This window comes from Streptomyces sp. NPDC006879, from assembly GCF_042869595.1.
In the GTDB taxonomy this organism is placed as follows: domain Bacteria; phylum Actinomycetota; class Actinomycetes; order Streptomycetales; family Streptomycetaceae; genus Streptomyces.
This window is the reverse complement of sequence record NZ_JBIAGC010000034.1, coordinates 23,561-49,081: the sequence shown is the minus strand read 5'-3', so window position 1 is coordinate 49,081 and position 25,521 is coordinate 23,561. Positions and strand designations below refer to the sequence as shown.

The following is a 25,521-nucleotide window of genomic DNA, read 5'->3' as shown; positions in this document are numbered from 1 at the left end:
TGCCTAGTATCCGTTTTGTCCAGAAGGATGCTTCCCCAGGGAGTGAGGACGGGATGAGCAAAGACCGCAAGCAGGACCTCTTGGCCGCCGCGGCGGCCCAGCCCCACCCCAAGGCCCCGGAAGGGCCCCGGCACGGCTACGCCGGCCCCCTGCACAGCAAGGTCAAGGGCGGCGCCCACACCAAGGCGGACCTCAAGCGCGCCGGCTCCCCCCAGGGAGATCGGATCGGCGAGCGAACCAAGGGGCTCAGCTGAGGACCGTCCCGCGATCCTCGACGGACCGTCGCGCGGCGCGCGGCGCCGCGCACCGCGCGACGAGGTGGCCCTCGAATCCGGCCGATCCGCACGGCCCGGCGAGGAATCGGGCGGGACGCCGCTCCACCCGGAGCACCACGGCCTGACCGCGGACCCGCCCCGGTCCCGGGCACGGCCGGGGTCCACCCACGGTCACGGAGCGGGCGCCCGCGGTCGTCACGGGCTCAGTTCGTCCGGGCAGGGCGTTCCGCGCGGCACCTGGTAAGGGGCGGCCAGCCGGTACCGGCCGGGTCGCGGAGCCAGGAGTTCCGTCCAGTGGTCCCCTGCCTCGTCCGGGTGGGCCCGCAGGCAGCCGTTCTCGTTGACGAAGGAGCGGGGCTCGTCCTCGTCCCGGTCCTTGGACTCCTGCGTCTCACGCGGTGCCTCCACCCCCTCACCCTGCTCGTCGACGAGCCCGAGCCAGGGAGAGTAGGGGATCCGGATCAGCACCCGCCCGGGCCGCGGCACCTCCACCACGAGCTCTCCCGCTCCCGCTCGGGTGACGCTCGCCGGCGGCGCGGCCAGCGGGGTCGGCTGCCGCACCTCGAACAGGCGCCAGTTGGCGTCCGCCCACACCTGCTGTAGGTAGGGCAGTCCGGCGGCCACCAGCTTCGCTTCCCCACCCGCTCCGGAATCCGGGGTGTCACCAACGGGCAGCACCACGTAGTGCACCGCCCAACGGTCGAGCCACTGTCGGTAGCTGGCTGCGTCCAGGCCCTCCTCGTAGAAGAGCGGGTTGCGTTCCATGTCAGCCTGGCGGTTCCAACCGCGGGCGAGGTTGACGTACGGGGCGAGCGCGGAGGACTCCCGGTGGCTCTTGGCCGGCACCACCTCCACCCGGCCCCGCTCGGCGCCCACCCGCTGGAGCTGGTCGACCAGCGGTGCCAGTTCCCGGGTCCACGCGGCGACGGGCGTGGTCCGCACCACGTCGTCCACACCCTTGAAGCCGATCCAGAAGTTCAGCCCCGCGAAAGCCAGCACCAGCGCGTACCAGCGGCGCGAACGCGGCACCGTGTACGGGAGGGCCGCGATCAGGACCACTCCAGCGAACAGCATCGCCATCCGCGTGACGTTGGACCCGATCTGCGAATCGACGAGCCAGGTCAGCAGTACGCCCAGCCCGTAGACGGCGGCGGCGATCCGGACCGTCTTCCACTTCTTCGGGACGAGGAAGAAGACGAGGACGGCGAAGAGGAAGGGCAGCGAGGCCGACCCGACCGAGATCGGCTGTGTGCCGGAGAAGGGGAAGAGCCATGCGGACAGCGCCACCACCGCCACCGGTGCGAGCCCCAGGGCATAGGCGCCCGGACGTCGCTGGCTGAGGAACAACGCGGCGGCGACCACCCCGAGGAAGAGCCCGGCGACCGGACTCGCGGCAGTCGCCAGGCCCGCCAGCGGGGCTGCCGCGGCGGCTTTGGCCCAGCGTATCCGGGTGCTCGCCCGCGGCCAGGCGAAGACGGCGGCGACCGCTCCGAGCGCGAACATGGTGCCGAGCCCGAAGGTGACCCGGCCGGAAAGGGCGTTGCACAGCAGCGCGAAGACCCCGGCGAGGGACGGCACCAGCGGATCGCGCACCGCACCGCGGCAGCGACACAGGATGAAGGCGAGCAAGCCCGCCGAAACCGTGCCGGCGACCATCATGGTGGTGCGGACACCGAGGACGTGCATGAGATAGGGCGAGACGACGCTGTACGAGACCGGGTGCATCCCGCCGTACCAGGCGAGGTTGTACGCGGAATCGGGGTGGCGTCCGGCGAATTCGGCCCAGGCGTCCTGGGCCGCGAGGTCACCACCGCTGTTCGCGAAGAGGAAGAACCACACGAGGTGCGCCACCCCGGCGACGGCCGTCGAGACCGCGATGGGATGCCTTCGTACGAAATCGAGCGCCCCGACAGCCGAACGCACCTTCACCCGGGCGGGAGCGGGCGGGGGCGGCACCGAGCCCGATGGCACGGCGCCGGCCGCGGACCCGTCCGACGGCTTGCGCTCGGTGGTCGTCACAACGGCTCTCCCCGTCTCCTGCTGGGCGACTGCGGCGCATCACGCCCGCATCGTGCTGGACGCGCCCCGGCGCCCCGGAGTTGACCGGAGTGCCGGGGCACATCGGATGTGGATCAGGCGATCCGCGTCAACTTGCTACCGAAGGAGGGCTCCAGCAGGTCGGCCTGGAGGGCCACCGGCACCTTCACCTGGCTCGTTCCCTCGCCGACCGTGAGCACCCCGACCTCGGTGCCCGCCCCGGCCGTGTGCGGCAGGGCTGCTCCGTTGCCCTTCAGCTCGATGTCCACCTTCAGGGACGGCCAGCCGACGACCTCCACGTCCTCGGTCGCTACGACCGGCACCCGGGTGCCCAGGCCGTCGTCGACGAACCCGACGACATCGCCCTTCTTGACCGCCTTGGCACCGGTGAGGTTGTCCTTCGCCTCGTCCAGCATCTTCTTGCTGGCCGCGATGGCGGATCCGAGAATCGGCACGCTGTGCTGGGCGAGTACGGCGCCCACCACGAACTGGTCGGTGTCACCGATCATCTTGTGGGCAGCGAAGAGCAGGTTGCCACCGGCCTTGGTGGTGCTGCCGGTCTTGATGCCCAGGACGGTCGGGTCGGCCGTGAGGGTGTTCCAGTTGTCCCACCTCGTGCCGGACGGGTCGGTCCAGCGCTGCATCCGCGTGATGTCCCTGAGGACCGGGATCTCCACGAGCTCCAGCCCCAGCTTGACCTGGTCCTCCGCCGTGCTGACCGTGGTCGCGTCCAGACCCGACGGGTCCGTGTACGTGGTGTTGGTCATGCCGAGTTCCTTGGCGGTGTCGTTCATCTTCTTGACGAACGCCTCCTGACTACCGGAATCCCAGCGGGCAAGCAGCCGCGCGATGTTGTTCGCGGACGGGATCATCAGGGCGGCGATCGCGTCGTACTCGCTGATCCGATCGCCCTCCTTGACCGTGTTGAGCGTCGACTCCTTGTCCGTCTTGTCGAACTGGCCTTCGGTCTCGGCGGTCTTGTCGACCTCAATCATGGCGCCCTTCTGCCCCCGCTTGAAGGGGTGGTCGCGCAGGATCACATAGGCGGTCATCGCCTTGGTGACGCTGGCGATGGGCACCGGCTTCTGCTCGCCGTAGGAATCCACCATCCCCAGCCCGGTGGCGGCCACATAGGACTGGCCCATCACGGGATCGGACAGCTCGGGCTTCTCACCTGCGAACACATAACTGGAGTCACCGGTCATCGTGAGCGTCGGCGCCGGCAGCGGGCGCACCATCTGCACCACGACGAAGACGATCGCGAGGAGCGCCACGAGGGGGGTCCAGATCTTGATCCGGCGCGCGGTGGTGCGCAGGGCGCTGGGCGGCGGAGGCGGATTGTTGGTCAGTTCCGCCAGCATGTCGAGCGGCGGACGCGGTGGCAGTGGCTGCTGCCGGGTGCGTTCCGTGCCGTCGAGGGCGGCTGCTGGCCGCCCGGTCGCGGGCCCCTCCTGCGCGGTGCCGGCAGCGGCTGCCGGGCGGGGGGTCGCGGCGGGGGCCGCGGACTTCGGCGCGGCGCCCGAGCCCTCCTCGCGCAGGGGGACGAAGGTGCTCTCCTTCGGTACCGCCGGCGGCGTCGGCGCGCGGAACACCGCGGTCGTCTCGGCTGCGTCAGGCTTCGCTTCACCAGGGGGTTTGGGCAGTTTGAACACGGCGGTGGGCTCATCCACCGCGGGCTCCGCCGGGCCCGGCCGCACCGTCCGCAAGACGGTGGTCTCATCGACGGAGGGACGCTTCGGCGTCGTGCGCAGTACCGCGGTGCGATCCGACTCCGGCCGGTCGCCCTTCGCACCCGCATCGTCTGCGAGGGCGGGCTTCGCCCTGCCCGGGCGGGCGAACCAGTCCTCCTCGGCGGCCTCGCTCGGCCCTCGGCCCCCGACCTCGGGGGTTTCGGCGCCGGTGCCGTCCGTGGCGGGGCCGTCGGCCGGCGCCGCGTCGGCCACGCGCCGGGGGTCGCCGACGCTCTTCGCGCCGCCCTCTCCCGCGCGCCGGAGCTGTACCCCGGATCCGCCCGTGGCGGACCTGCCCGCAGCGCTCCCCGCGTCCCGCGCCGCCCGCGAGGGCGGGTCCGCACCCGCCGGGGGCGTCTCGCGGTCCTCGCCCTCGGGTGCGTCCGCCTGCGCGGGTCGTACCCCGGGGCCCTCCTCGCCGGCGCCGGCCCCGCGAACGCGAGGGCGGGGTTCGGCATCGACGGAGCCGGCGTCGGGCTCCGCCTCCGGGGAACCATCGGCGTCGCTGGAACCGCCTGCGTCGTCAGATCCGGTGTCGGTGCCCGTGCCGGTGTCGCCGTCCGGGTCGGCAGCCGCATCCGTCGCGGCTTCGGTGTCGGCCTCGTCGGCTTCCTCCCCCGCGACCGGGGCGGCCTCCCCGCGGGCGACGGTGGACACCGTGCTCGCGGGGGTCGTGGCGTCGTCGGCTGCCCCGGTACCGCGCTCTTCGGGCTGATCACCTGAGGAGCCCGAGGACGCCCGGAAGACCGAAAGGCGCGGATCCCGCTCTCGTGAGGTCGTCGCCGCCCCCGACGATTCCTGCTGTTCCGACTTGTCGGGGGACTCGCCCGCCACCGTTCCTCCTCGATCGACGTACAGCACTAGCTGTCCGAACCGTCTCCAGTGTCCCGTCTCGGGGGCATCGCCCCCGTGCTAGACGAGAACGACATAGCAGCTGGTTCCCCCACAAAGCGTTCAGGCACCCTCGACAGATGAATGTGAGAGGGGTCACCCTGTCATTCATCCACGCGGGGAGGCATGGATGGGCAGGAGCCGCAGAACACTTCCGGAAGAGCTTCTGTTGCTCGCCTTGGACCCGACGACGGGAACCACGGCGCAGCCGCAGTCGCTCGACCTCGGCCTTGCCGGGGCCCAGCTAGTAGAGCTGGCCCTGGCGGGACGGATAGCCCCAGATGGGGATCGTATCGCCGTGGTGATGCCACGGCCGACAGGAGATCCGACCTTGGACTCCGCATTGGAGTTGTTGCGTCGACGCGGCAGCCCGGTGCGCGCCGTCCACTGGATCGGTGGACCCCGACTGGGGCTCCGCCAGACGTATCTCTCGCATCTCGAACGGTGCGGCATGGTCCATGCCGTGGAGGGACAGATGTGCGGGGTGCTGCCGACGACTCGCTACCAGGCGACGGACACGGCCATCAGTCGGGAGATCAGAACCCGGCTGGACAACGCGATCCGCACCGGCGTACCGCCGGACCCGCGGACCGCGGCGCTCGCCGCGCTGGCCCATGCGGTCGGTCTCGGCAAGCACCTCTACCCGGGCAACGAGGGGCGGTCCTCCCGCTCTCGTCTCCGGGACCTGATCAGGCACGACCCGATGGGCGGACTCGTGGCGCACGCCGTGATGGACGTCCAGAACGGGGTAGCGGCACAGCCGCGCCGCGCCACGGCTCCCAGCGGACGCCCGTCCGCTTCCCGGGCCGCGGTTCCGGCGACCGCCGGGCCACCCGTGAACGCGGTCCCGATGCAGCCCCGCCGGGGCGGCATGGTCCGCGCCGCGGCGCACTGATCCCTGGCGTTCCGGCGGTTTCGGGCGTTCCACGTGCGAACGCCCGACCAGCGGACCGCTTGGCACCGCACGCACCCGCCGCGGCGCCGCCGTCCCACGGGACGCGGCCCGGGAGCCACTGGCGCGCGGGGCGGTGAACCGGTCGTCCGGTTCACCGCCCCGCGCGTTCGCATGTGCGCCCCGGTGGGTTTCACCTCGGTTTTCCGGCGCCGTCCGGCCCTTCGGTGGCAGTCTGCTGACCAGTAGATACACAGAGGGATCACAAATGAGCAGCCGGAGGTGCCGTTCACGTGGCGTCCAATGTCAATCCCACCGTCCGACGCCGCCGTTTGGGCATGGAGCTGCGCAGGCTCCGCGAGGAGAAGAGCATGACGGCCGAGCAGGTCGCCGAACGACTCCTGGTGTCCCAGTCCAAGATCAGCCGTCTGGAGAACGGCCGTCGCTCCATCAGTCAGCGCGACGTCCGCGACCTGTGCGAGGTCTACGAGGTCGAGGACCGGCGCCTGGTCGACTCGCTGATGCAGATGGCCAAGGATTCCCGCCAGCAGGGCTGGTGGCACGCCTTCGGGGACATCCCGTACAGCGTGTACATCGGTCTGGAGACCGACGCCGCATCGCTTCGGGTCTACGAGCCCCAGGTGGTGCCCGGACTGCTCCAGACTCCGGACTACGCGGCGGCCCTGATCCGCGGCGCGCTGCCGGAAACGGCCGCGCAGGACATCGACAAGCGCGTCCAGGTGCGGTTGCGCCGCCAGGAGCGCATCGCCGCGCCCGAACAGCCCCTGCGCCTGTGGGTGGTCATCGACGAAGCGGCACTGCGCCGGCGCGTGGGTGACGAGCGGTTGATGGTCCGGCAGTTGGAACATCTGATAGCTCAGTCGGAGATGCCCCACGTGACTGTCCAGGTGATGCCGTTCGAGATGGGCGCTCACCCGGGGGTGAACGGGCAGTACGCCATTTTGGAGTTCCCGGACGCCTCCGACTCGACGGTCGTCTACATCGAGGGCGTAACCAGCGACCTGTATCTGGAAAAGGCCAACGACGTCCAGAAGTACAGCGTCATGTACGAGCACCTGCGAGCCCAGGCATTGAATGTGGACGACACTCGGCGGTTCATTTCCCGCATTGCAGAGGAGTACTCAAACAACGCAGACAACACAGGCAGGGCGGACAAAGCCGACAAGGGCTACTAATTCACCACCAGGAACCCTGCCGTTCATGTGGGTTGCGCACCGTACACCGTGACCGCATGACTGCGGAAGACTCTCATGGAATATGCCATCCAGTTGAGTGAACGACTACTCCACCCCGGGAAGTTGGCGAGTAGCGTCGATCAGGCCAGCAAGGAATTGGCCGGCGCTAGCAGAAAAGCACCCGCCACACCGGGATCCAAGGGTCCCACCAACTGAACCGGAGTCATCATGGCCATTCACCAGGGCGCCACCGAAGCGTGGACCAAGTCCTCCTATTCCACGGGCAACGGGGCTTGCGTGGAGGTGAAGTCCCCTCTCGTGGCCGCCATCGCCGTTCGCGACTCCAAGGTCCCGGACGGCCCGTCACTCACCTTCGTGCCCGCCGCATGGACCTCCTTCGTCACTCAGGTGAGCCGGGGTCCGCTTGGCCTGGACGGCTGACCCCTCACTACCGCGCCCGCGCAAGCTGGGACAAGGCCGGACGCACTCCCCCTGGCCAAGGGAGGGCGCTCCGCCGGGGCAGCGACGCGAGCCCTCTCGACTGGACGCCGTCACAGCCGAGGGGGCTCCTTCGCGTGCCGCGGCTCAGCGCAGTTGGTCTACGTACCGGTCGGTGCCGGGAACCGTAGGGACGAACGGAGCGACAAGCTCCACACGCCCCAGCCCCGATCCGGCGAGTTCCTCGCCCAACCCCTCGAAGCCCGCGGCATCCCAACAGGAGCGCGGATCCTCCTCCAGGAACCACAACAGCGTGAGCCGGGAGTCGACCCCCTCGACCTGTTTGACGTAGCTCATCCGGTCCCCCGGCAGCGGTGTCGGCCGGAAGAGCGTGACCAGGGCCGCTGCCGAGGCATCCAGCCGCTTCGGCAGATGCTGTCCCAGCAGCCACGCCAACAGCCGTGAGCGTGACTCGGGGCCGTCGGTCTCGATGACCTCGACCACCAGGCCCGCGTAGGGGTGGTCAAGGGCGTGGAAGTCCCTCGGCCCGGCGGCCCCGTCACGGTAGACCGTTCCCACGTGGTCCTGGAAGGCGGTGAACACGTGCGTCCGCTCCTTGAAGACCCGACCGTCCCGGTTCAGCCTCTGATTGATGGCGACGGTCCACTTCATGTGCTCCTCGTAGCGGCCGTCGGCGATCCAGTACGTCGAGAGGTAGCAACCGGCGGTGACCGGGCTGGCGATCGCGGAGTCCTGCGGGTAGCGCAGGAGTTGCAGGTCCCGGGTGGAGACCCAACGCCTTCCGGCGTACATCCAGGGCATCGCCATGGCCCCGGCGATGTAGTGGTCGTCCTCGTACCAGCGGTTGTAGGCCCGCTCGTGGCCGTGGTGCGGTTCGACCATGGTGATCAGCGCATGCCCGGGGTGCACCCCGTAGGGACCGACGGCAGCGAGCCGCGCGTAGGCGGCGGGGGAACTCTCGCCAGATGTCATGCCCCCGGTCTAGCTGATGGAGCATCAGTTGTGGAGGGGTGCGTAACCACCGCACACCCGCCCCGCATCCCGGTCGGGCCGCCCCGCAGGTCACCCGGTCGAGATAGGTGGCATGTGCATGTTTTCGCGCTAGGGTTTCGGCCAACCGCCCCGCCCCGGTACGGATCCGGCCGAAGGAGCCCCGCCATGCCCGCCCAGCCACCAGCGTTCGCCGCCCGCGCCCACACGGTGGGCGGCTCACCCGTACGCGAGATCCTGGCCCTCACCGAACGCCCCGGCGTGATCTCCTTCGCCGGCGGGCTGCCCGCACCCGAACTGTTCGACGCCGAGGGCCTCCGGGCCGCCTACGCCGAGGCACTCAGCCACAGCGCGAGCCGCGCCCTCCAGTACTCGACCACCGAAGGCGCGCCGGAACTGCGCGAGATAGTCGCCGCCCGGGTCACCGCCCGGGGTCTGGAGACGACCGCGGACGACCTCCTCATCACCACCGGATCCCAACAGGCCCTCACACTGGTGGCCACCACCCTCCTCGACCCCGGGGACACCGTCCTGGTGGAGAACCCCACCTACCTGGCGGCCCTCCAGTGCTTCGGCCACGCGGGCGCCCGGGTGGTGGCGGTGCCCTGCGACGAGAACGGAATCATCCCGCAGGCTCTGGAAGAGGCCGTGCGCACCGAGCGACCCAAACTGCTCTACTGCGTGCCCACCTTCCAGAACCCCACCGGCCGGACCCTGCCGGCCGCCCGGCGCGCCGCGGTCGCCGAGATCGCCGAACGCCTCGGGATCTGGCTGATCGAGGACGACCCCTACGGCGAACTGCGCTACGAGGGCGGATCCGTCCCCTGGCTGGCCGCGCACCCCGGAGCCCAGGACCGCACCGCCCTCCTCGGAAGCTTCTCCAAGACCATGGCTCCGGGTCTGCGCCTGGGGTGGCTGCGTGCGCCGGCGGCCCTGCGTCGGGCCGCCGGCATCGCCAAGCAGGCCGCCGACCTGCACACCTCGACCGTGGACCAGATCGCGGCGGCCCGCTACCTCGACCGCACCGACCTCGACGCCCACCTGCACAAGATCCGCGGTGCCTACCGCGAGCGCCGCGACGCCCTCCTCTCGGGGCTCGGCGAGGCCCTTCCCACCGGATCGACCTGGAACCGGCCCGAAGGCGGGATGTTCATCTGGGCCCGGCTACCGCAAGGTCTCGATTCGCAGGACCTACTGAAGTCCGCGGTCGCCCAGGACGTCGCCTACGTCCCCGGCGCCCCCTTCTTCACCGGGACGCCCGACCACGCGACCCTGCGGCTTTCCTTCACCACCCATACACCGCAGGAGATTTCCGAGGGGCTGCGCCGCCTGGCCCGGGCGGTACGCGGCTGAAGGACCTCCCACTTCCGGGGCGCGCTCACGGCGCGGCCCGGACGGAACGCGTGGGCACGGCCCACCCCTTCCCTCCTGGCCGCGCCACCCCTACCCTGCCCTCCCTGACGCTGCGTCAGAACCAATGCCCCGTGCGGGCACGGGACGCCACCGGGAGGACGCATGCTGCTTCGGGAGAAGACCGTGATCGTCTCCGGGGTCGGTGCAGGCCTCGGGCACCAGGTCGCCGCCACCGTGGTGCGCGACGGTGGCTGCGCCGTCCTCGGCGCCCGTACCGCATCCAACCTGGCCGCAACGGCCAGGGCCGTCGACCCCACCGGCAGTCGCACCGCCTACCGCTCCTGCGACATCACCGACGAATCCCAGTGCGAGGAGCTGGCCGCCCTCGCCCGCACCCGCTTCGGCGGCATCGACGCCGTCGTGCACGTCGCCGCCTGGGACAGCTACTTCGGGGGTCTGGAAGACGCCGACTTCGGCACCTGGCAGGAGGTCATCGACGTCAACCTGCTGGGCACCCTGCGGATGACCAGGGCCTGCCTGCCCCTGCTGAAGAAGCACGGAGGCTCGGTGGTGATCATCGGCACCCAGTCCGCCGTCGCCGCGCCCTCCCAGGTCCAACAGGCCGCCTATGCCGCTTCCAAAGGCGCGCTGACCTCCGCCATGTACTCACTGGCCCGCGAACTGGGACCGCACCGCATCCGGGTCAACACCGTGCTGCCCGGCTGGATGTGGGGGCCGCCCGTCCAGGCCTTCGTCCGCTTCACCGCGCACACCGAGGGTCTGCCCGAGGCGACCGTACAAGCCCGCCTGACCGAGCGCATGGCCCTGCCCGAACTCGCCACCGACGCGGACGTCGCCGACGCGGCCGTCTTCCTCGCCTCCGACCGGGCCCGCGCCATCACCGGACAGTCGCTCCTGGTCAACGCGGGCGAAGTGATGCGGTGAACGCGTTGGCAGACCCCCTCGCGCCGCAGTCGAAGAGGCGCCGGCCGCACGTCGCCCGGACCGGTACGGGAACGCGCCACGGGCAGTCCGGCCAGGGCTGTCTCGTAGTCCCGGTGGATCGGCGCGCGGCGTCAGACGCGGTGCATCGCAAGGCGCTGGGGCCTCCCCGTCCCAGGCGCATTCGGGCGCTCGGACAACGCGGTAAGGTGCCGCAGCTGTCGTCGTGCGCCCGCCGGGGATTACGGGACAGCCCTCAGGGAACACCAGATCGTATGCTCGCCCCATGACGAGCTCCCCGACCGGCTCCGGTACCACGACCGACCAGCCACCGACCGCCAATTCCATGCGGCGTGCACTGCGCAGGGCCCGGGACGGCGTGACCCTGGACCTCAACGAAGCCACCGTGCTGCTCCAAGCCCGAGGTGAGGACCTCACGGACCTGTGCGCCTCCGCGGCCCGGGTCCGTGACGCCGGGCTGGAGGCAGCCGGGCGGGCGGGCGTCATCACCTACTCCAAGAGCGTGTTCATCCCGCTGACCCGACTGTGCCGGGACACCTGCCACTACTGCACCTTCGCCACCGCACCGAGCAAGCTACGCCGGGCCGGGCACGGCATGTACCTGTCCCCCGATGAGGTGCTCGACATCGCCCGCCGCGGCGCCGAACTGGGATGCAAGGAAGCCCTGATCACCCTCGGCGACAAACCGGAGGACCGCTGGCCACAAGCCCGCGAGTGGCTCGACGCGCACGGCTACGACGACACACTCGCCTATGTGCGGGCCATGTCGATCCGCATCCTGGAGGAGACCGGGCTCCTCCCGCACCTCAACCCGGGCGTACTGTCCTGGAGCGACTTCCAACGCCTGAAGCCGGTGGCGCCGAGCATGGGCATGATGTTGGAGACGACCGCCACCCGACTGTGGAGCGAGCCGGGCGGACCCCACTACGGCTCCCCCGACAAGGACCCGGCGGTACGCCTGCGCGTCCTGGAGGACGCCGGACGCAGCTCCGTTCCGTTCACCAGCGGGCTCCTCATCGGCATCGGTGAGACCTTCGAGGAACGAGCGGAGTCCCTGTTCGCACTGCGCCGGGTCGCCCGTGCCTATCACGGCCTCCAAGAGCTGATCATCCAGAACTTCCGCGCCAAACCGGACACGGCCATGCGGGCGATGCCGGACGCCGAACTCGACGACCTGATCGCCACGGTGGCGGTCGCCCGGCACATCATGGGCCCGGCAGGGTGCATCCAGGCGCCGCCGAACCTCGTCGACAGCGAGTACGGACGCCTCATCGCCGCTGGTATCGACGACTGGGGAGGGGTGTCCCCGCTCACCCCCGACCACGTGAACCCCGAACGCCCCTGGCCACAGATCGACCTGCTGGCTCGCAAGTCCACCGAGGCCGGCTTCAGCCTGCGCGAACGGCTCTGCGTGTACCCGGAGTTCGTGCAGCGCGGCGAGCCCTGGCTCGATCCGCGGGTACTCCCCCATGTCAACGCGCTCGCCGACCCCCGCTCCGGCCTGGCCCGCGAGGACGCGGTGGTGACGGGTCTGCCCTGGCAGGAGCCGGACGAGGCCTTCTCAGCCACCGGGCGCACCGACCTGCACCAGGCCATCGACACCGAGGGTCGTACCGGCGACCGCCGCACCGACTTCGACGCGGTCTACGGCGACTGGGAAGCCCTCCGGGAGGCCGCCGCACCCGGAATGGTCCCGTCCAGGATCGACTCCGACCTGCGTGCGGCGCTCTCCCGGGCCGCCGACGACCCCACCCGGCTGACGGACCCGCAGGCACTGGCCCTCTTCCACGCGGAGGGCCCCGCCCTGGACGCCCTGTGTCGCATCGCGGACCAGCTACGCCGAGACGTCGTGGGCGAGGACGTGACCTACGTCGTCACGCGGAACATCAACTTCACCAACGTCTGTTACACGGGCTGCCGGTTCTGTGCGTTCGCCCAGCGCCGCACCGACGCCGACGCCTACACCCTCTCCCTCTCGCAGGTCGCCGACCGCGCCGAACAGGCCTGGAACGTGGGCGCGGTCGAGGTGTGCATGCAGGGCGGCATCCACCCCGACCTGCCCGGCACCGCCTACTTCGACATCGCGCGGGCCGTCAAGGAGCGGGTGCCCGACATCCACGTACACGCCTTCTCGCCGATGGAGGTCGTCAACGGAGCTTCGAGGACCGGTCTTTCGCTTCACGAGTGGCTGACCGCCGCCAAGGAAGCAGGCTTGGACTCCCTCCCGGGAACGGCCGCTGAGATCCTCGACGACGAGGTCCGCTGGATCCTCACCAAGGGCAAACTGCCGGCCTCGGAGTGGATCGAGGTGATCCGAACGGCACACTCCCTGGGCCTGCGTTCCTCCTCGACCATGATGTACGGGCACGTGGACCAGCCCCGGCACTGGTTGGGGCACCTGCGCACCCTGGCCGAGATCCAGCAGGAGACCGGCGGCTTCACCGAGTTCGTCACCCTGCCCTTCATCCACACGAACGCGCCGGTGTACCTGGCGGGCATCGCCCGGCCGGGCCCCACAGTCAGGGACAACAGGGCGGTGACGGCCATGGCCCGCCTGCTGCTGCACCCGCACATCACCAACATCCAGACCAGTTGGGTGAAGCTGGGCGCCGAGGGGGCCGCGGAGATGCTCCGCTCGGGCGCCAACGACCTGGGCGGCACCTTGATGGAGGAGACCATCTCCCGTATGGCGGGCTCCAGTTACGGCTCCTACCGTTCCATCGGCGATCTGGTGGCGATCGCCGAGTCCGCCGGCCGCCCGGCCAGGCCGCGCACCACCTTGTACGGGGAGGTCGCGCCGGGCCGCCACGAGGTGGCGCTGGGCTCGGACGGCCACCTGCCCCGATTGCTGCCGCTGACGGACTGAACCGGGACGGCGAGGACCGCACCTCGGCCCACGGCGACCACGCGTCGTCGCCGTGGGGCGGGCGGGAGCCGTACGCCGCGTGGGGCACCTCGAAGGGTGCCCGGATGCCGGAGACGGGGGGCGGGGCGGGATCATCCTGGGCGCCCCGGCCCCGCCGGCCCCGGATGGGGGCCTATCGACTTCGTCCGCCGCCGGATGCCAACCCCAGCCAGGTGTGCGGGTTGCCCTCCCAGCACCAGCCGAGCTTGGGCGCCCCCTTGCTGATCCACAACGCGGGAACGCGCCGGTCCCCGATTCTGCTGCCGGCCAGGGAGAAGCACTTGTTCTTCGCCAGCGCCCGTGGGTGGTGGGTGAGGTAGGCGATGCCCTCCTCGATGGTCAGCGGGGTGCGGTCACGCTCCGCGACCGCGGCGAGGGCGTCCCGCGGGACTGCGCCGCAGAACTCCTCACCGCGCTCCACGTCGAACAGGAGGTACGCCCCACCCTCCGGAAGCCCAAGTTCCGCGAGCGCGACGAACCGCTCCAGCTCGCCTGGGGCGTAGAAGCGTTCGATGACCCCGGGGGCCTCCTTGCCGGCCAGCGTGGTCAGCGGCACGGTGGCCTCCAGCGGCGCCAGCGTGCGGGTCAGGACGAGCAGGAACGGGGCCGACCCCTCCGTGGGAGGACGCATGAGGGGCGCCCGTTCCAGGACGGTCGTGCGCAACGGCAGCAGCAGATCCCGGAAGGCCTGCCCGGACATGCCCGCGAGGGCCGGGTAGCCGAGACCCGTGAGGGTGCACAGTTGCCGGTCGAACTCCTGGGCCGCGTTGAACTGCGTCATGTGCTCCCCTTCTGACTCTCCGTAGGGCTGCGAGAATCCCATGCGTCTAAATCTGTCAGAAACTGACGCGAACAGTGACCCGAATGTTCAGCACTTGTGCATTCCTCCGCAGTTCACGAAGGCATCGCCCCTCCGACGCATACCGAACGCTCAACGGCAGATCCCACACGAGGTCCACTACAGTGCAGGCCGATGCCAGTTGGGGGGGTTGCCATGGGCTCAGCAGTGGAAGGGAAAACCGCCTGGGGGCGGGTCGAACAACAGGACTTCCGCAGCCGGGTACGCGGGACGCTGCTCGGAGGAGCCATCGGTGACGCGCTGGGCACCCCCGTGCGCGGCCTCTCCCTCGACGCGATCCGGGAGGAACACGGCCCGAACGGGCTCACCGGCCCGGCCCTCGCCCACGGTCGGCGCGGCGCCATCAGCTCCGCCACCCAGCTGACCCTGTTCACGGTGGACGGGCTCATCCGGGCGCAGGTACGCAAGGACACCGGGGTCTGGCACCCACCAACGGACCTGCACCACGCCTACCGGCGCTGGTCGGCCACCCAGCACGAATGGGGACCGGACGAACGGCGCACCGACAACGGCTGGCTGGCCCAACAGGAGTGGCTCTACGCCCGGCGTGACCCCGACCGGGCCAGCCTGACCGGCCTGCGCGACGAGGCCCGCGGAACCCTGCAGTCACCCAAGAACCCGCATGCCCGGGACGCCGGCGCCGCGGTGCGCTCGGCTCCCTTCGGGCTCCTGGTGGGCTGGGAGCCCGACCTGGTGCTCCAGCTCGCGGTGGAGTGCGCGGTGCACAGCCACGGCCATCCCGAAGCCATGCTGACGGCCGGCGCCTTCGCCGTGGTGCTCCACGGCCTGGCCCGCGGCGATGACATGGACGTGTCCGTGCAGCGAGCCCTGGGGGCGTTGGGACGACGGCCCGGCCACCAGCCGGTGACCGACGCGCTCCAGCAAGCCCTCGGAGCGGTGCGAGCGGGCATGCCCTCGGCTGCCCGGGTCGAGGCCCTGCGCGACAGCAGCGCCGAAGCGGCGCCCGGCGCCCTGGCCGTCGCCGTGTACTGCGCCCTGGTCAGCGAGGACGTCCGGCAGGGCCTTCGGCTCGCGGTCAACCACAGTGGGAACTCGGCGGCCACCGGCGCCCTGTGCGGGGCACTGCTCGGGGCACTGCACGGCGAAACGGCCCTCCCGCCCGCGTGGCTCGCGGAGCTGGAGGGCCGTGGAACGGTGCTGGAGATCGCCGACGACTTCGCCATGGAGATGACCCAGGGCCCGTCGCTACACGGCCCGGCCCGGTCCTCGCCCGGCTGGCTGGCCCGCTACCCACGAGGGTGAGCCGCTCGGGGCGCCACGGCCCGGCGGTTCGGCGGCGCCGCTCTACCCGTACGGCGGGGCGCCGTCCGGTCGGGACCGCCAGGAGGCACAGGGGAGGAAGCCGCCTCCGTGGGTGCGGTCCCAGTGGGCCCGACGGGGCCGACGCTCACCCGGCAGGGCCCCCTCATCGTCGTGGCAGACCGCGACCGCTGAGAGCACGGCCAGCAGGGCGGCCAGTTCCTCCGCGTCCGGTCGGCCGCGCACGATCCTGACGTCCACCGCGTCGAGGCACTCGGACAGCTGCTCGCCCTCATCGGTCAGCAGCCCGGCCGGCGGTCTGTCGCCCCGTTCCTCTTGCGAGGTGGGGGGAGGACCCGGATCCGCCGGCTCCGGCGAGTGGTCCGAAGTCCGGGGCCGGGCCCGCTGCGACTCGTGGATCCGCACCTCGGTCAGGTGCCGAGCGCTGGTCGCGTCCGGGGCGCCCGTGGCGAGCAGGGGTTCGCCGGAGGCCAGCGGATCGATCGGAACCCGGGTGTCCGGACTTATCAGAGGTTCGGCGTGCGTGGCCACGGGCACCTCACCAGACCACCGGCAGCGTTTCGGGCCCACGGATCAGCGCGCCCTTCTGCCAGGTGAGTTCCTCGGCGGGAACAGCGAGCCGTAGCTTGGGGAAGCGGTCCAGCAGCGTCGCGACGATGATCTCCGACTCCATGCGCGCCAGCATCGAGCCCACGCAGTGGTGCGGCCCGTTGCCGAAGGAGACGTGGGCGATAGGGCCGCGGTCGAAGTCGATGGTGTCGGGGTGGGGGAACATCTCGGGGTCGCGGTTGGCGGCGATGTACGAGGCGAAGACGGCCTCACCCTCCCGGATGACGACGCCTCCGATCGCCACATCCTCCAGGGCGATCCGAGGGATGCCCACCCCGCTGCGGTGCGGGATGTAACGCAGCAGCTCGTCGACGGCCTGCGGCAACAGCTCCGGTTCCGCCCGGAGCCGGGACAGCTGCTCCGGATGGGTGAGCAGCGCGTACACCATGTTGGCGCTGTTGTTGCGCACCGCGTGCGCACCGCTGACCAGCACCGCGGTGGCCAGCGAAACGGACTCCGGCTCGCTGATCTCGCCGGCGACGACCGCGGCGGCCAGCACCCCGGCGAGGTCGTCGGTGGGATCCGTGCGGCGGCGCACCAGCAAGGAGGCGATGAGCTCCCGTACGGTCGCCAGCCCCGCCTTGCTCCGTTCGGGCAACTGCCCAGGAGCCATGATCACGTTCGCCCAGTCGGTGAGGGCACCGCGTTCCTCCTCGGGCAGTCCCAGCAGATCGGCGACCACCGTCAGCGGGAACGGGCCGTGCAGGTGCTCCATCAGATCGGCCGGCGGTCCCTTGAGTTCCATCTCGTCCAGCAGGGCGTTCGCGGTGCGCTGGGCCATCGGACGCAGCCGCTGCATGCTCTTCCCGGTGAACGCCCGGGCGATCACGCTGCGCATCTGCGTCAGCCGCGGCGGATCGGTGTAGTTCAGCGCCGCGTGCTTGGCGGCGATGGGGTGGGGGGAGGAACTGGTGACCTCCGGCCGGTCCACCAGTGCCTGGCGGCTGAAGCGGGGGTCGGAGGTGGCCGTCTTCACGTCCTCGTAGCGGGTGACGAGCCAGCCGCTGTCCGTCCCGAAGGGCATCCGGATACGGGCGATGCGCGTCTCCTTCAGGCGCGCGTCCAAGAACGGGTCGAAGTCCTGCGCCGGCAGGTCCTCAAGGTCCCAGAAGTGCACGGGCTCGCCCTCCGTGTGCTCCGGGCCGGACATGCCGGCCATGCCGGTACACGGATGGGCGTGCGGTCCCCCGGTGTCCGTGGCGGCCATGGTTTCGGGTTCTGAGGTCATCGGGCTCTCTCCCAGAGTGTCGACGGTCCCCTCGGCCGGTCCGCACCCCGTGGCCATGCCGTTCGGGGGCCCGGTGGGGGCTCTCGGCATCCCTTCCCGATGTCCAGCGCCCACGCCCGCTGCTCGGCGGCGATCACACCTTCGGCGCAGCCGAGTGGCCCAACTCGGCGCGCGCGACAGAAGGTCGACTCAGATCCTTTGATCAGACGCGGGATCCAAAGCGGGATCAAACGCGAGAGAAAGGCGCACCGCCATGGCCACTCTGTGCAGACCCACCATCGCCGTGCCCGAGCACACGATCACCCTCCAGGACACCCTCGACCTCGCCCGGGAGGTCCACCAGGACCACCCCCAGCTGGAGCTGGCCCTCCGACTGATCCGGAACACCGGGGTCGAGAAGAGGCACCTGTTGCGGCCCATCGAGGAGACCCTCAAGCACCCGGGATTCGCGGAACGAAACGCGGTCTACGAGGTCGAGGCCAAGGCGCGTGTCCCCGCAGTAGTGCGGCAGGCACTGGAGGACGCGGAGCTCCGGCCCAAGGACATCGACGTCATCATCTACGTGTCCTGCACTGGCTTCATGATGCCGTCGCTGACGGCCTGGCTCATCAACTCCATGGGCTTTCGGACCGACTGCCGACAGATCCCCATCGCTCAGCTGGGATGTGCGGCGGGGGGCGCGGCGATCAACCGTGCCCACGACTTCTGCACCGCCTACCCGGAGGCCAATGCGCTGATCGTGGCCTGTGAGTTCTGCTCACTGTGCTACCAGCCCACCGACCTGACGGTCGGCAACCTTCTGTCCAACGGCCTGTTCGGCGACGGTCTGGCAGCTGCAGTGGTCCGTGGCCGCGGGGGCACCGGCGTGGAGCTGGAGCGCAACGGCGCGTACATCGTCCCCAACACCGAGGACTGGATTGCCTACGACATCAAGGCGACCGGGTTCCACTTCAAACTGGACAAGCGGGTCCCCGGGACCATGGAGCCACTGGCGCCAGCTCTGAAGCAGCTGGCCGGAAGCCATGGCTGGGACGCCGCAGGCCTGGACTTCTACATCATCCACGCGGGTGGTCCACGCATTCTGGATGACCTCAGCAAGTTCCTCGGTGTGCCTCCGGAGGCCTTCCGCTTCAGCCGAGCCACACTCACCGAGTACGGAAACATCGCCAGCGCCGTAGTGCTGGACGCACTGTGCCGGATGTTCGACGAGGGCGGTGCCGAGGAGTCTGCACGCGGACTCCTGGCGGGCTTCGGGCCGGGCATCACCGCGGAGATCACACTGGGGCGGTGGCGTACCGCCGGCCTGGACCCCCTTGCCGTTCCCGTCCTGACCTCCGTCACCGAAGGCGCATGATGCTGAACGAAGGCACCGCCACCGCATCACCCGCGGCGGCCCCGTCCCCACCTCTGGAACCGCCGCCCGTCAGGTTCTGGCCCGCCATGGACCTGACCGGCGTGGACTTCGACCCGGTCCTGTCGGAACTGATGGCCGAGGGCCCCGTCACCCGGATCCAGCTTCCCAACGGCTCCGGCTGGGCCTGGCTGCTGACCCGCTACGACGACGTGCGGATGGTGACCAACGATCCCCGGTTCAGCCGCAAGCTGGTCGCCGAGCACGACGTCACCCGGTTGGCACCGCACTTCATCCCCGTCCCCGGGGCGATCGGCTTCGAGGACCCGCCCGACCACACCCGACTGCGTCGGGCCGTGGCTGCGGCCTTCACCTCACGGGGGGTGGAACGGTTGCGGGCACATGCGGCGGAGACCCTGGACGAGATGGTCACGGGCCTGCTCCGCGAGGGCCCACCGGCGGACCTGACCGAGCGGCTGCTGGCCCCCTTCCCGCTCGCGGTGGTCTGCGAACTGATGGGCGTTCCAGCAGCCGACCGACCCCGCCTGCACGAATGGACCACGCTGATCCTGTCCAGTGCGCAGGGGGCAGAGCGCAGCGAAGAGGCCAAGACGCAGATGTGCGCGTACTTCGCGGCGGCGCTGAGGGAGCGGCGCGGCACCGGCGGTCAGGACGGTGAGCACGTCCTCGGTCTGCTGGCCACGGCGGTGGCCGAGGGCCAGGTCGCGCAGGAGGAGGCGGTCGGTCTGGCGCTGCTCATCCAGATCGGCGGCGAGGCCGTCACCAACAACACCGGCAACATGGCCTACATCCTGCTGAGCAACCCGCAGCACGTGGCGCGGCTGCGCGAGGAACCGGCGCTGCGCGCGTCCGCGCTGGACGAGCTGCTGCGCTTCATCCCGCACCGCAGCGCGGTCGGGCTCTCACGGATCGCCTTGGAGGACATCACCATCCGCGGGCACCTCATCCGTGCCGGTGAAGCGGTCTACGTCTCCTACCTCGCGGCCAACCGGGACCCGGAGGTCTTCCGCGACCCCGACCGCCTGGTGTTGGACCGCAGCCCGAACCCGCACGTGTCCTTCGGCTACGGGCCGCACTACTGCGTGGGCGGGATGCTGGCCCGTCTGGAGTCGGAGCTGCTGTTGGACGCTCTCCTCGACCGTTTCGAGGACCTGCGGTTCGCCGTGCCGCCGCAGGAGCTGCGATGGCGACCAGGCGCGCTGATCCGCGGGCCCGAGGGGCTTTTGGTGACCTGGTCATGACGGCGCACCTGGCGCTCCCCGCGGCGTTGCCGGCGGAGGAGGGGCTGTTGGTTCCCCCGGGGCAGGGCCGAATCCTCACCACCGACGCGCAGCAGGTCACCTTCAAGGTGACGGGTGAACACTCCTCCTTCGCGTCGAGCTTCGAGGTGGTGGTCCCGCCGGGTTTCGACGTCGGGGCGCACCGGCACACCCACAGCGAGGAGCTGTTCTACGTGCTGGAAGGGGAGCTGGAGGTGCTCGCCTTCGAACCGCGGGTGCGCACCGCCGATGACTGGCGGCACTGGGTCTCCCCGAGCGGGCGGACCACGGTACGGGCGGAGCCCGGCACGGTGATCGTGGTCCCGCCCGGGTGTCCGCACGCGTTCGCGAACCGCAGCGACCGCCCGGCCCGGATGTTCTTCCAAGCCTCGCCGCCACCGGACCACGAGCGCTACTTCGAGGAGTTGTTGGAGATCCTGCGGGACGGTGGACCACCGGACCCGGCCGCCATCGCCGCGCTGCGGGCGCGCTACGACATCGAACAGCTGACCCCGTTGCGGCATGGCGCGCCGCCGGGCGGACGGCCGTGGGCGGAGGCCAAGACGGTCGGGGGATGAAGGCCCGGTAGCCGGTGACCGCGGCCGTCCCCCACCGGGGCGGCCGTGCCCGGGCCCGAGCGCCGCGCCGGCCACGTCGGGAGCGGTCTTCTGGCCGACGGTGTGCTCGGCATCTGGTCCGGTAGGACGTACGTTGGCTGCCCCCGATGTGACGGAGGTGCCACGCGCGATGCGGATCTCGACGACGATCTTCTTGACGGACCAGACGATCACCCCGGTACGACTGGCCCGCGAGCTTGAACAGCGCGGATTTTGGGGGTTGTTCCTACCCGAGCACACCCATATCCCGATCAGCCGCACCTCCCCCTACCCGGCGGGCGGCGAGCTGCCCGAGGAGTACGGTCGCACCCTCGATCCCTTCGTGGCCCTGGCGCAGGCGGCGGCCGTCACCGAGCGGCTGAGGCTGGGCACCGGCATCACGCTGGTCGCCCAGCACGATCCGATCGACCTGGCCAAGCAGGTCGCCACGCTCGACCACCTGTCGGGGGGTCGGTTCACACTGGGGGTCGGGTACGGCTGGAACGTCGAGGAGGCCGCCGACCACGGCGTGGCGTGGCGCAGTCGCCGGGAGTTGGTTCGCGACCGGCTGGCTGTGATGCGGGCCCTGTGGGCTCCGGAGCCGACGGGCCACCGGGGGAGCTTCGGCTCCGTCAGCGCCAGCCACGCCCATCCCAAACCGGCTCAGCCGCCGCGCGAGCTGAAGAACGGCGCCGCCCTGTACGGGCCTTCCACTCTGCTCGGCGGCGCGGCCGGGCCCAAACTGTTCGAGCACATCGCCGAGTTCACGGACGGCTGGCTGCCCATCGGCGGGCGCGGGCTCGGCGAGGCGCTGCCGGTGCTGCGCGGAGTGTGGGAGGGGGCCGGGCGGGATCCCGAGGCGCTGCGGATCGTCCCCTACGCGGTCCTCCCGAGCCCCGGCAAGCTGGCCCACTACGCGGAGCTGGGCATCGAGGAGGTGGTCCTGCAACTCCCGCCGGCGGCGGAGCCGGAGGTGCTGCGCGTGCTGGACTCCTTCGCGGAGCACCTGTGAGCTGAGGGGACCCGGGCCATGGGTCCGGGCCGGGGCTTGCGCGCCCCGGCCCGGGAGGCCCCGTGGTAGCGGTCTACCGCAGGCGGTAGTGCCGGGCGACCTGGTTGGCCGTGAGCGCCTTGGAGTAGACGGCGGTCTCGTCGATCTGGCCGGCGAAGAAGTCGCTCGTCGGCCGCATCGGCCAGCCGTACAGGTTGTCACCGCCGACGTGCCAGAAGCCGGCGATGTCACGGTGCTTGGTGACGGAACGGCTTGCCACCTTCTTGCCGTCCACGTACAGGGCCATCCCGGAGGAGGAGCCCTGGGCGGCGACGACGTGGTGCCACTTGCCGTCGTTGTAGCTGGTGCCGGAGGGGCTGCTGACCGTGCGCTTGGACCCGTCGTCCGCGCCGAAAACGAGCCGACCCGAGTCGGTCATGTAGAGCTGCTTGTCGTACTTGCTGCTCTTGCGGGTGGTGTTGTTACCGAAACCGATCAGCTTGCCGCCCAGCTCGGTGGTGGTCTTGAACCAGGTCTCCAGCGTGTACGAACGACTGACCGTGGTCCGGTGATCGCTGTACACCTGCTCGTCCCTGCCGTTGAAGCCGATGGCGGTGCCGCTGCCCCGGACCGCGTCCGGGGACTGCCGCAGCGAGGGCCCGCCCGCGTGCAACCCACTGGTGTTGCCCGAAACCGAGGAGTCGGCGACGAAGGGGACCACCTCGTCGTCGTAGCGCCAGTACAGGCGGGCGCCGTCGGCCCGCACCTGCTTCTGGTAGGCGCCCTCGGAGGTCGGGACGGTCACCGAGGCGATACGCGACAGGGCACTGCTGTTGCCGGCGGCGTCGACGGCCCGCACCCGGTAGGTGTACTTCTTGCCCGCCTCGACGGTGGTGTCCGTCCAGGAGGCCTGGCGCCGCAGGAAGAACAGGGAGTTCGCCTTGACGGTGGCGATGGACTTCGTCGAGCCGTTGCGGTAGATCCGGTAGGTCAGCCGGCTGTCGTCGAGGTCGAGGCTGGTACGCCAGCGGACCTGGACCGCGTCCGGCTTGATGCCCTCGGCACTGATCAACGGCGTGGTGGGGGCGCCCACGTCACCGGTGGAGGCGAAGCGGGTCAGACCCACCTGGTCCGAGCCGTTGACCTTGGTGAACTCCCCGCCTACCCAGAGGTACTTGGTGGTTCCCTTGGCCGCCACCGAGAGCACCCGCGGGCCGACCTGTTCGCCCATGCCGTCGTTGGTGTCCGGCGCCCAACCGATCTTGCCGGGGCTGGTGACGCGCTGCGCCAGCAGGTGGTGGCGACGGCCGTCGGGGTACTCCCCGGACCCGGCGCAGTCATGTGCGTGCGACGCGCTGTAGAGCACCTTCTCGTAGGCCAGGACGGCCTGGGTGGCTCCGAAGCAGAAGTCGCGCCAACGCTGGCCGTAGTCGTCGAGGTCGAAGGCGATACGACCGTCGAAGGACCCCCGGCCGGTGCCCTCGTTCGCGGTGTAGAAGCCGGTGTCGTCGGTGGCGATGCCCTTGACCGCCGAGTTGAGCGGAATGAAGTTGTCCGGGAAGGACTTGGCCACCGCTCCGGTGGTGGCGTCGACCACGGCGAGGGCGTGGCTGTCCTTGCCGTTGACGGTGAAGAACTCGCCGCCGAGGATCAGCTTCTTGCCGTCCGGGGTGAACTCCAGGGCCCGCCCGGGCTCGTCGGCGTCCGCCCGGAAGGAACGCAGCGCGCCGGTGGCCGCGTTGAGGGCGGCGAAGCGCTCCCGCTTCTGCCCGCTGACCTGGTGGAAGTCGCCGGCCGCGTACACGGTCCCGGAGTTGACGGCCAAGGCCCTTACGGTGGCCGGGAAACCGGGACGGAAGGCGGCTTTCGGGGTGCAGCTCGCCACGTCCACCGCGGCCAGGCTACTGACCTGCTGCCCGTTCACCGCCCCGAAGTACCCGCCCGCGTAGAGGGTCTTCTTGTCGGGGGAGAGGGCGAGCGCGCGAACCGTCGCACTTCCACTACGGACGGTGAAGGAAAGCTTGCACGAGGTGGGAGCCCCGGTGGCGGCGTCGAAGACGGCGAAGTTGACGGCGGACCGCTCGCTGCCGCTGGCGCCCTCGGGCGGACGCACCGACGAGAAGGTACCGCCGACGAACACCTTGTCCCCCGCACTGGCCATCGCCCACACGATGCCGTTGGTCTGCCACGTCGGCAGGGCATCGGCGGTGAAGGAGACCGGCGGGGTGATCGCGGACGCCTGCGGCATGACGACGAGGCCGATTCCGGCACCGCCTCCGGCGAGGGTGAGGGCGACTATCGCGGCCGTCGACTTCGAGCGTCGGGACCTGTTGGACCTTCTGGATCTACGCATGAACCCCCCCAGGGCAGAGCCCGCGGACATGACGGACAGTGAGTGCGGCGGCCTACTGTAGACGGTCTCGGCAACAGGCCGGAGGCAGGACCTCCGGATGAGCCGGTCCAGCGATGGACAAGATCCCCGCGCTGACGAACTACGCGCCTCTCACGGCCCGTTTGACCTGCCCCGCCGCGTCCGCACGCGCTTCGGCGGGCGAGGGGCGAACGCGATGCCGGATCGACCCCGTCCACGGACGCCTCCGCCCGACCGCGCGCGTACGCCCTCGGGTTGCGGACACCCGGCCCACCGCGGACACCGGGAGCGGGGGGTCAGGCCGCGAGGGACTCGCCATCGCGGCCAGCCGGCTGGCCGGCTGGCGCCCCGGACCGGTTGGCCCGAAGGACCCAGGTGTGGCCTTTGGGGTCGCGCAGCACGGACGTCCGCTCCCCGTAGAACATGTCGGCAGGCGCTTGGAGCAGCTCGGCGCCGGCGGCCACGGCCCGCTCCGTGAGGGCGTCCACGTCCGGGACGAACACGCGCAGCGCTTCCCCGGAGCCGACCCCGCTCCACGCGTCGGTGACGGGGGTGCGCAGGAGCCCGTCGCCTTCGATGGCGTCGCACACGATGACGACCGAACCGCCCAGGCGGAGCTCCGCATGGAGCACCTCGCCCCCGGCGCCCTGCACCCGGACCTCCGGGCGGGCGCCAAAGGCCTCCCCACAGAACCGGATCATGGCGTCCGCATCGTCCAGCACCAGGTGTGCGACGGCGGCGTAGAGATGGCGGTCCGGAATGGTTCCGCTGGTCACCTGGCTGGTCATCGGGGCCTCCTGCCGTCAGCTTTCGGTTCCGAGGCCCAACGTAGAACCTCAAGAAAGGACGAGGTCAAGTCTCTTGACCTCAAGACAGCTTTTTCCAGCCGTTTACCAAAACCAGGACCGGGCGTCCGGCGACGCGGGGCGGACGCCCGGTCCAGAACGCGGCTCGTCAGCCGCCGATCGGCAGACGGGCGGGGGTGCCGTTCTCCAAACCCCCTCCGGCGCCTGCCAGTGCCGTATCGGTGCCCTCAGCTGACTGGTTGAGCGCGGTGGTCGCCACACCCAGCGCGTACTGGGTGTCCTGGACGACCGCCTGCGGGTCCTTGAGCTTCTCCCCCGTGTTGGCCACGGCGTCCTTGACGGTAGGCACGACGTCGGCGGGGCCGTCGGCCAGGGCCGGGACCGGACAGAGGGCGAGGGCGGCGCCGGCGAGGCCGAGGGCGGTAAGGGTGCGCTTCATCGTCATGCGCTGCCCAACG

At 70.6% G+C, this 25,521-nt stretch carries 21 protein-coding genes; 12 read left to right on the top strand and 9 right to left on the bottom strand.

The features are described 5' to 3' along the window. The first annotated feature begins 53 nt into the window (after positions 1 to 53). Positions 54 to 254 (top strand): hypothetical protein, encoded by a 201-nt coding sequence (locus ACFYMC_RS22330; RefSeq protein ID WP_388528110.1) that lies wholly within the window; start codon positions 54 to 56, stop codon positions 252 to 254. Positions 255 to 470: 216 nt separating this feature from the next. Here ACFYMC_RS22330 and ACFYMC_RS22325 read toward each other — a convergent pair whose 3' ends face one another. After that, positions 471 to 2,294: an MFS transporter gene (locus ACFYMC_RS22325; protein WP_388528109.1), complete on the bottom strand. Its 1,824-nt coding sequence runs from the start codon at positions 2,292 to 2,294 to the stop codon at positions 471 to 473. Positions 2,295 to 2,407: 113 nt separating this feature from the next. Further along, complete coding sequence (locus ACFYMC_RS22320) at positions 2,408 to 4,876, bottom strand: D-alanyl-D-alanine carboxypeptidase (RefSeq protein ID WP_388528108.1); 2,469 nt, start codon at positions 4,874 to 4,876, stop codon at positions 2,408 to 2,410. A gap of 187 nt (positions 4,877 to 5,063) precedes the next feature. On the opposite strand from ACFYMC_RS22320, the gene ACFYMC_RS22315 reads away from it, so the two are divergent. From ACFYMC_RS22315 to ACFYMC_RS22305, 3 genes are all read left to right on the top strand, one after another. Continuing rightward, the gene (locus ACFYMC_RS22315) at positions 5,064 to 5,828 is read left to right on the top strand and encodes a GPP34 family phosphoprotein (protein WP_388528107.1); all 765 of its coding nucleotides are present in this window, start codon (positions 5,064 to 5,066) and stop codon (positions 5,826 to 5,828) included. Between the two features lie 290 nt (positions 5,829 to 6,118). Next, on the top strand, positions 6,119 to 7,021 hold the full coding sequence (locus ACFYMC_RS22310) for a helix-turn-helix domain-containing protein (RefSeq protein ID WP_388528106.1): 903 nt from the start codon (positions 6,119 to 6,121) through the stop codon (positions 7,019 to 7,021). A gap of 228 nt (positions 7,022 to 7,249) precedes the next feature. Continuing rightward, positions 7,250 to 7,462, top strand: coding sequence for a DUF397 domain-containing protein (locus ACFYMC_RS22305; RefSeq protein ID WP_388528104.1), 213 nt, complete (start codon positions 7,250 to 7,252; stop codon positions 7,460 to 7,462). A gap of 144 nt (positions 7,463 to 7,606) precedes the next feature. Here the strand turns inward: ACFYMC_RS22305 and ACFYMC_RS22300 are convergent, their stop codons facing one another. Then, positions 7,607 to 8,452, bottom strand: a complete 846-nt coding sequence (locus ACFYMC_RS22300) for a hypothetical protein (protein WP_388528102.1) — start codon at positions 8,450 to 8,452, stop codon at positions 7,607 to 7,609. Between the two features lie 186 nt (positions 8,453 to 8,638). Between ACFYMC_RS22300 and ACFYMC_RS22295 the strand changes: the two genes are divergently transcribed. From ACFYMC_RS22295 to ACFYMC_RS22285, 3 genes are all read left to right on the top strand, one after another. Then, positions 8,639 to 9,823 (top strand): PLP-dependent aminotransferase family protein, encoded by a 1,185-nt coding sequence (locus ACFYMC_RS22295; RefSeq protein ID WP_388528101.1) that lies wholly within the window; start codon positions 8,639 to 8,641, stop codon positions 9,821 to 9,823. A 162-nt stretch (positions 9,824 to 9,985) separates the two neighbouring features. Then, positions 9,986 to 10,768, top strand: a complete 783-nt coding sequence (locus ACFYMC_RS22290; RefSeq protein ID WP_388528099.1) for an SDR family oxidoreductase — start codon at positions 9,986 to 9,988, stop codon at positions 10,766 to 10,768. 283 nt (positions 10,769 to 11,051) lie between these two features. Beyond that, entirely contained in the window at positions 11,052 to 13,652 is a 2,601-nt protein-coding gene (locus ACFYMC_RS22285; RefSeq protein ID WP_388528097.1) for a bifunctional FO biosynthesis protein CofGH, read from the top strand. Between the two features lie 172 nt (positions 13,653 to 13,824). Here ACFYMC_RS22285 and ACFYMC_RS22280 read toward each other — a convergent pair whose 3' ends face one another. Beyond that, complete coding sequence (locus ACFYMC_RS22280) at positions 13,825 to 14,472, bottom strand: DUF5701 family protein (RefSeq protein WP_388528095.1); 648 nt, start codon at positions 14,470 to 14,472, stop codon at positions 13,825 to 13,827. 213 nt (positions 14,473 to 14,685) lie between these two features. On the opposite strand from ACFYMC_RS22280, the gene ACFYMC_RS22275 reads away from it, so the two are divergent. Then, entirely contained in the window at positions 14,686 to 15,813 is a 1,128-nt protein-coding gene (locus ACFYMC_RS22275; RefSeq protein WP_388528093.1) for an ADP-ribosylglycohydrolase family protein, read from the top strand. Positions 15,814 to 15,855: 42 nt separating this feature from the next. Here the strand turns inward: ACFYMC_RS22275 and ACFYMC_RS22270 are convergent, their stop codons facing one another. Both ACFYMC_RS22270 and ACFYMC_RS22265 read right to left on the bottom strand, forming a co-directional pair. Then, positions 15,856 to 16,362: an acyl-CoA carboxylase epsilon subunit gene (locus ACFYMC_RS22270; RefSeq protein ID WP_388528091.1), complete on the bottom strand. Its 507-nt coding sequence runs from the start codon at positions 16,360 to 16,362 to the stop codon at positions 15,856 to 15,858. A 7-nt stretch (positions 16,363 to 16,369) separates the two neighbouring features. Further along, complete coding sequence (locus ACFYMC_RS22265) at positions 16,370 to 17,668, bottom strand: cytochrome P450 (protein ID WP_388528089.1); 1,299 nt, start codon at positions 17,666 to 17,668, stop codon at positions 16,370 to 16,372. 253 nt (positions 17,669 to 17,921) lie between these two features. On the opposite strand from ACFYMC_RS22265, the gene ACFYMC_RS22260 reads away from it, so the two are divergent. The 4 genes from ACFYMC_RS22260 (at position 17,922) to ACFYMC_RS22245 (ending at position 21,907) form a co-directional block, all read left to right on the top strand. Continuing rightward, positions 17,922 to 19,022, top strand: coding sequence for a type III polyketide synthase (locus ACFYMC_RS22260; RefSeq protein WP_388528087.1), 1,101 nt, complete (start codon positions 17,922 to 17,924; stop codon positions 19,020 to 19,022). Continuing rightward, the gene (locus tag ACFYMC_RS22255) at positions 19,022 to 20,281 is read left to right on the top strand and encodes a cytochrome P450 (RefSeq protein WP_388528133.1); all 1,260 of its coding nucleotides are present in this window, start codon (positions 19,022 to 19,024) and stop codon (positions 20,279 to 20,281) included. The genes ACFYMC_RS22260 and ACFYMC_RS22255 overlap by 1 nt, the downstream gene beginning before the upstream one ends. Continuing rightward, positions 20,278 to 20,877, top strand: a complete 600-nt coding sequence (locus tag ACFYMC_RS22250; protein ID WP_388528131.1) for a cupin domain-containing protein — start codon at positions 20,278 to 20,280, stop codon at positions 20,875 to 20,877. Before ACFYMC_RS22255 ends, ACFYMC_RS22250 begins: the two co-directional genes overlap by 4 nt. Before the next feature lie 169 nt (positions 20,878 to 21,046). Beyond that, positions 21,047 to 21,907 carry an LLM class F420-dependent oxidoreductase gene (locus ACFYMC_RS22245; protein ID WP_388528085.1) on the top strand — a complete coding sequence of 287 codons (861 nt, stop codon included), beginning with the start codon at positions 21,047 to 21,049 and terminating at the stop codon, positions 21,905 to 21,907. Positions 21,908 to 21,980: 73 nt separating this feature from the next. On the opposite strand, the gene ACFYMC_RS22240 is transcribed toward ACFYMC_RS22245, so the two are convergent. From ACFYMC_RS22240 to ACFYMC_RS22230, 3 genes are all read right to left on the bottom strand, one after another. After that, a complete protein-coding gene (locus tag ACFYMC_RS22240) occupies positions 21,981 to 24,239 on the bottom strand; it encodes a LamG-like jellyroll fold domain-containing protein (protein ID WP_388528083.1) in 2,259 nt (752 codons plus the stop codon). Positions 24,240 to 24,553: 314 nt separating this feature from the next. Then, positions 24,554 to 25,045, bottom strand: coding sequence for a VOC family protein (locus tag ACFYMC_RS22235; RefSeq protein ID WP_388528082.1), 492 nt, complete (start codon positions 25,043 to 25,045; stop codon positions 24,554 to 24,556). 166 nt (positions 25,046 to 25,211) lie between these two features. Beyond that, positions 25,212 to 25,502: a hypothetical protein gene (locus ACFYMC_RS22230; RefSeq protein WP_388528080.1), complete on the bottom strand. Its 291-nt coding sequence runs from the start codon at positions 25,500 to 25,502 to the stop codon at positions 25,212 to 25,214. Between the last annotated feature and the right edge of the window lie 19 nt (positions 25,503 to 25,521).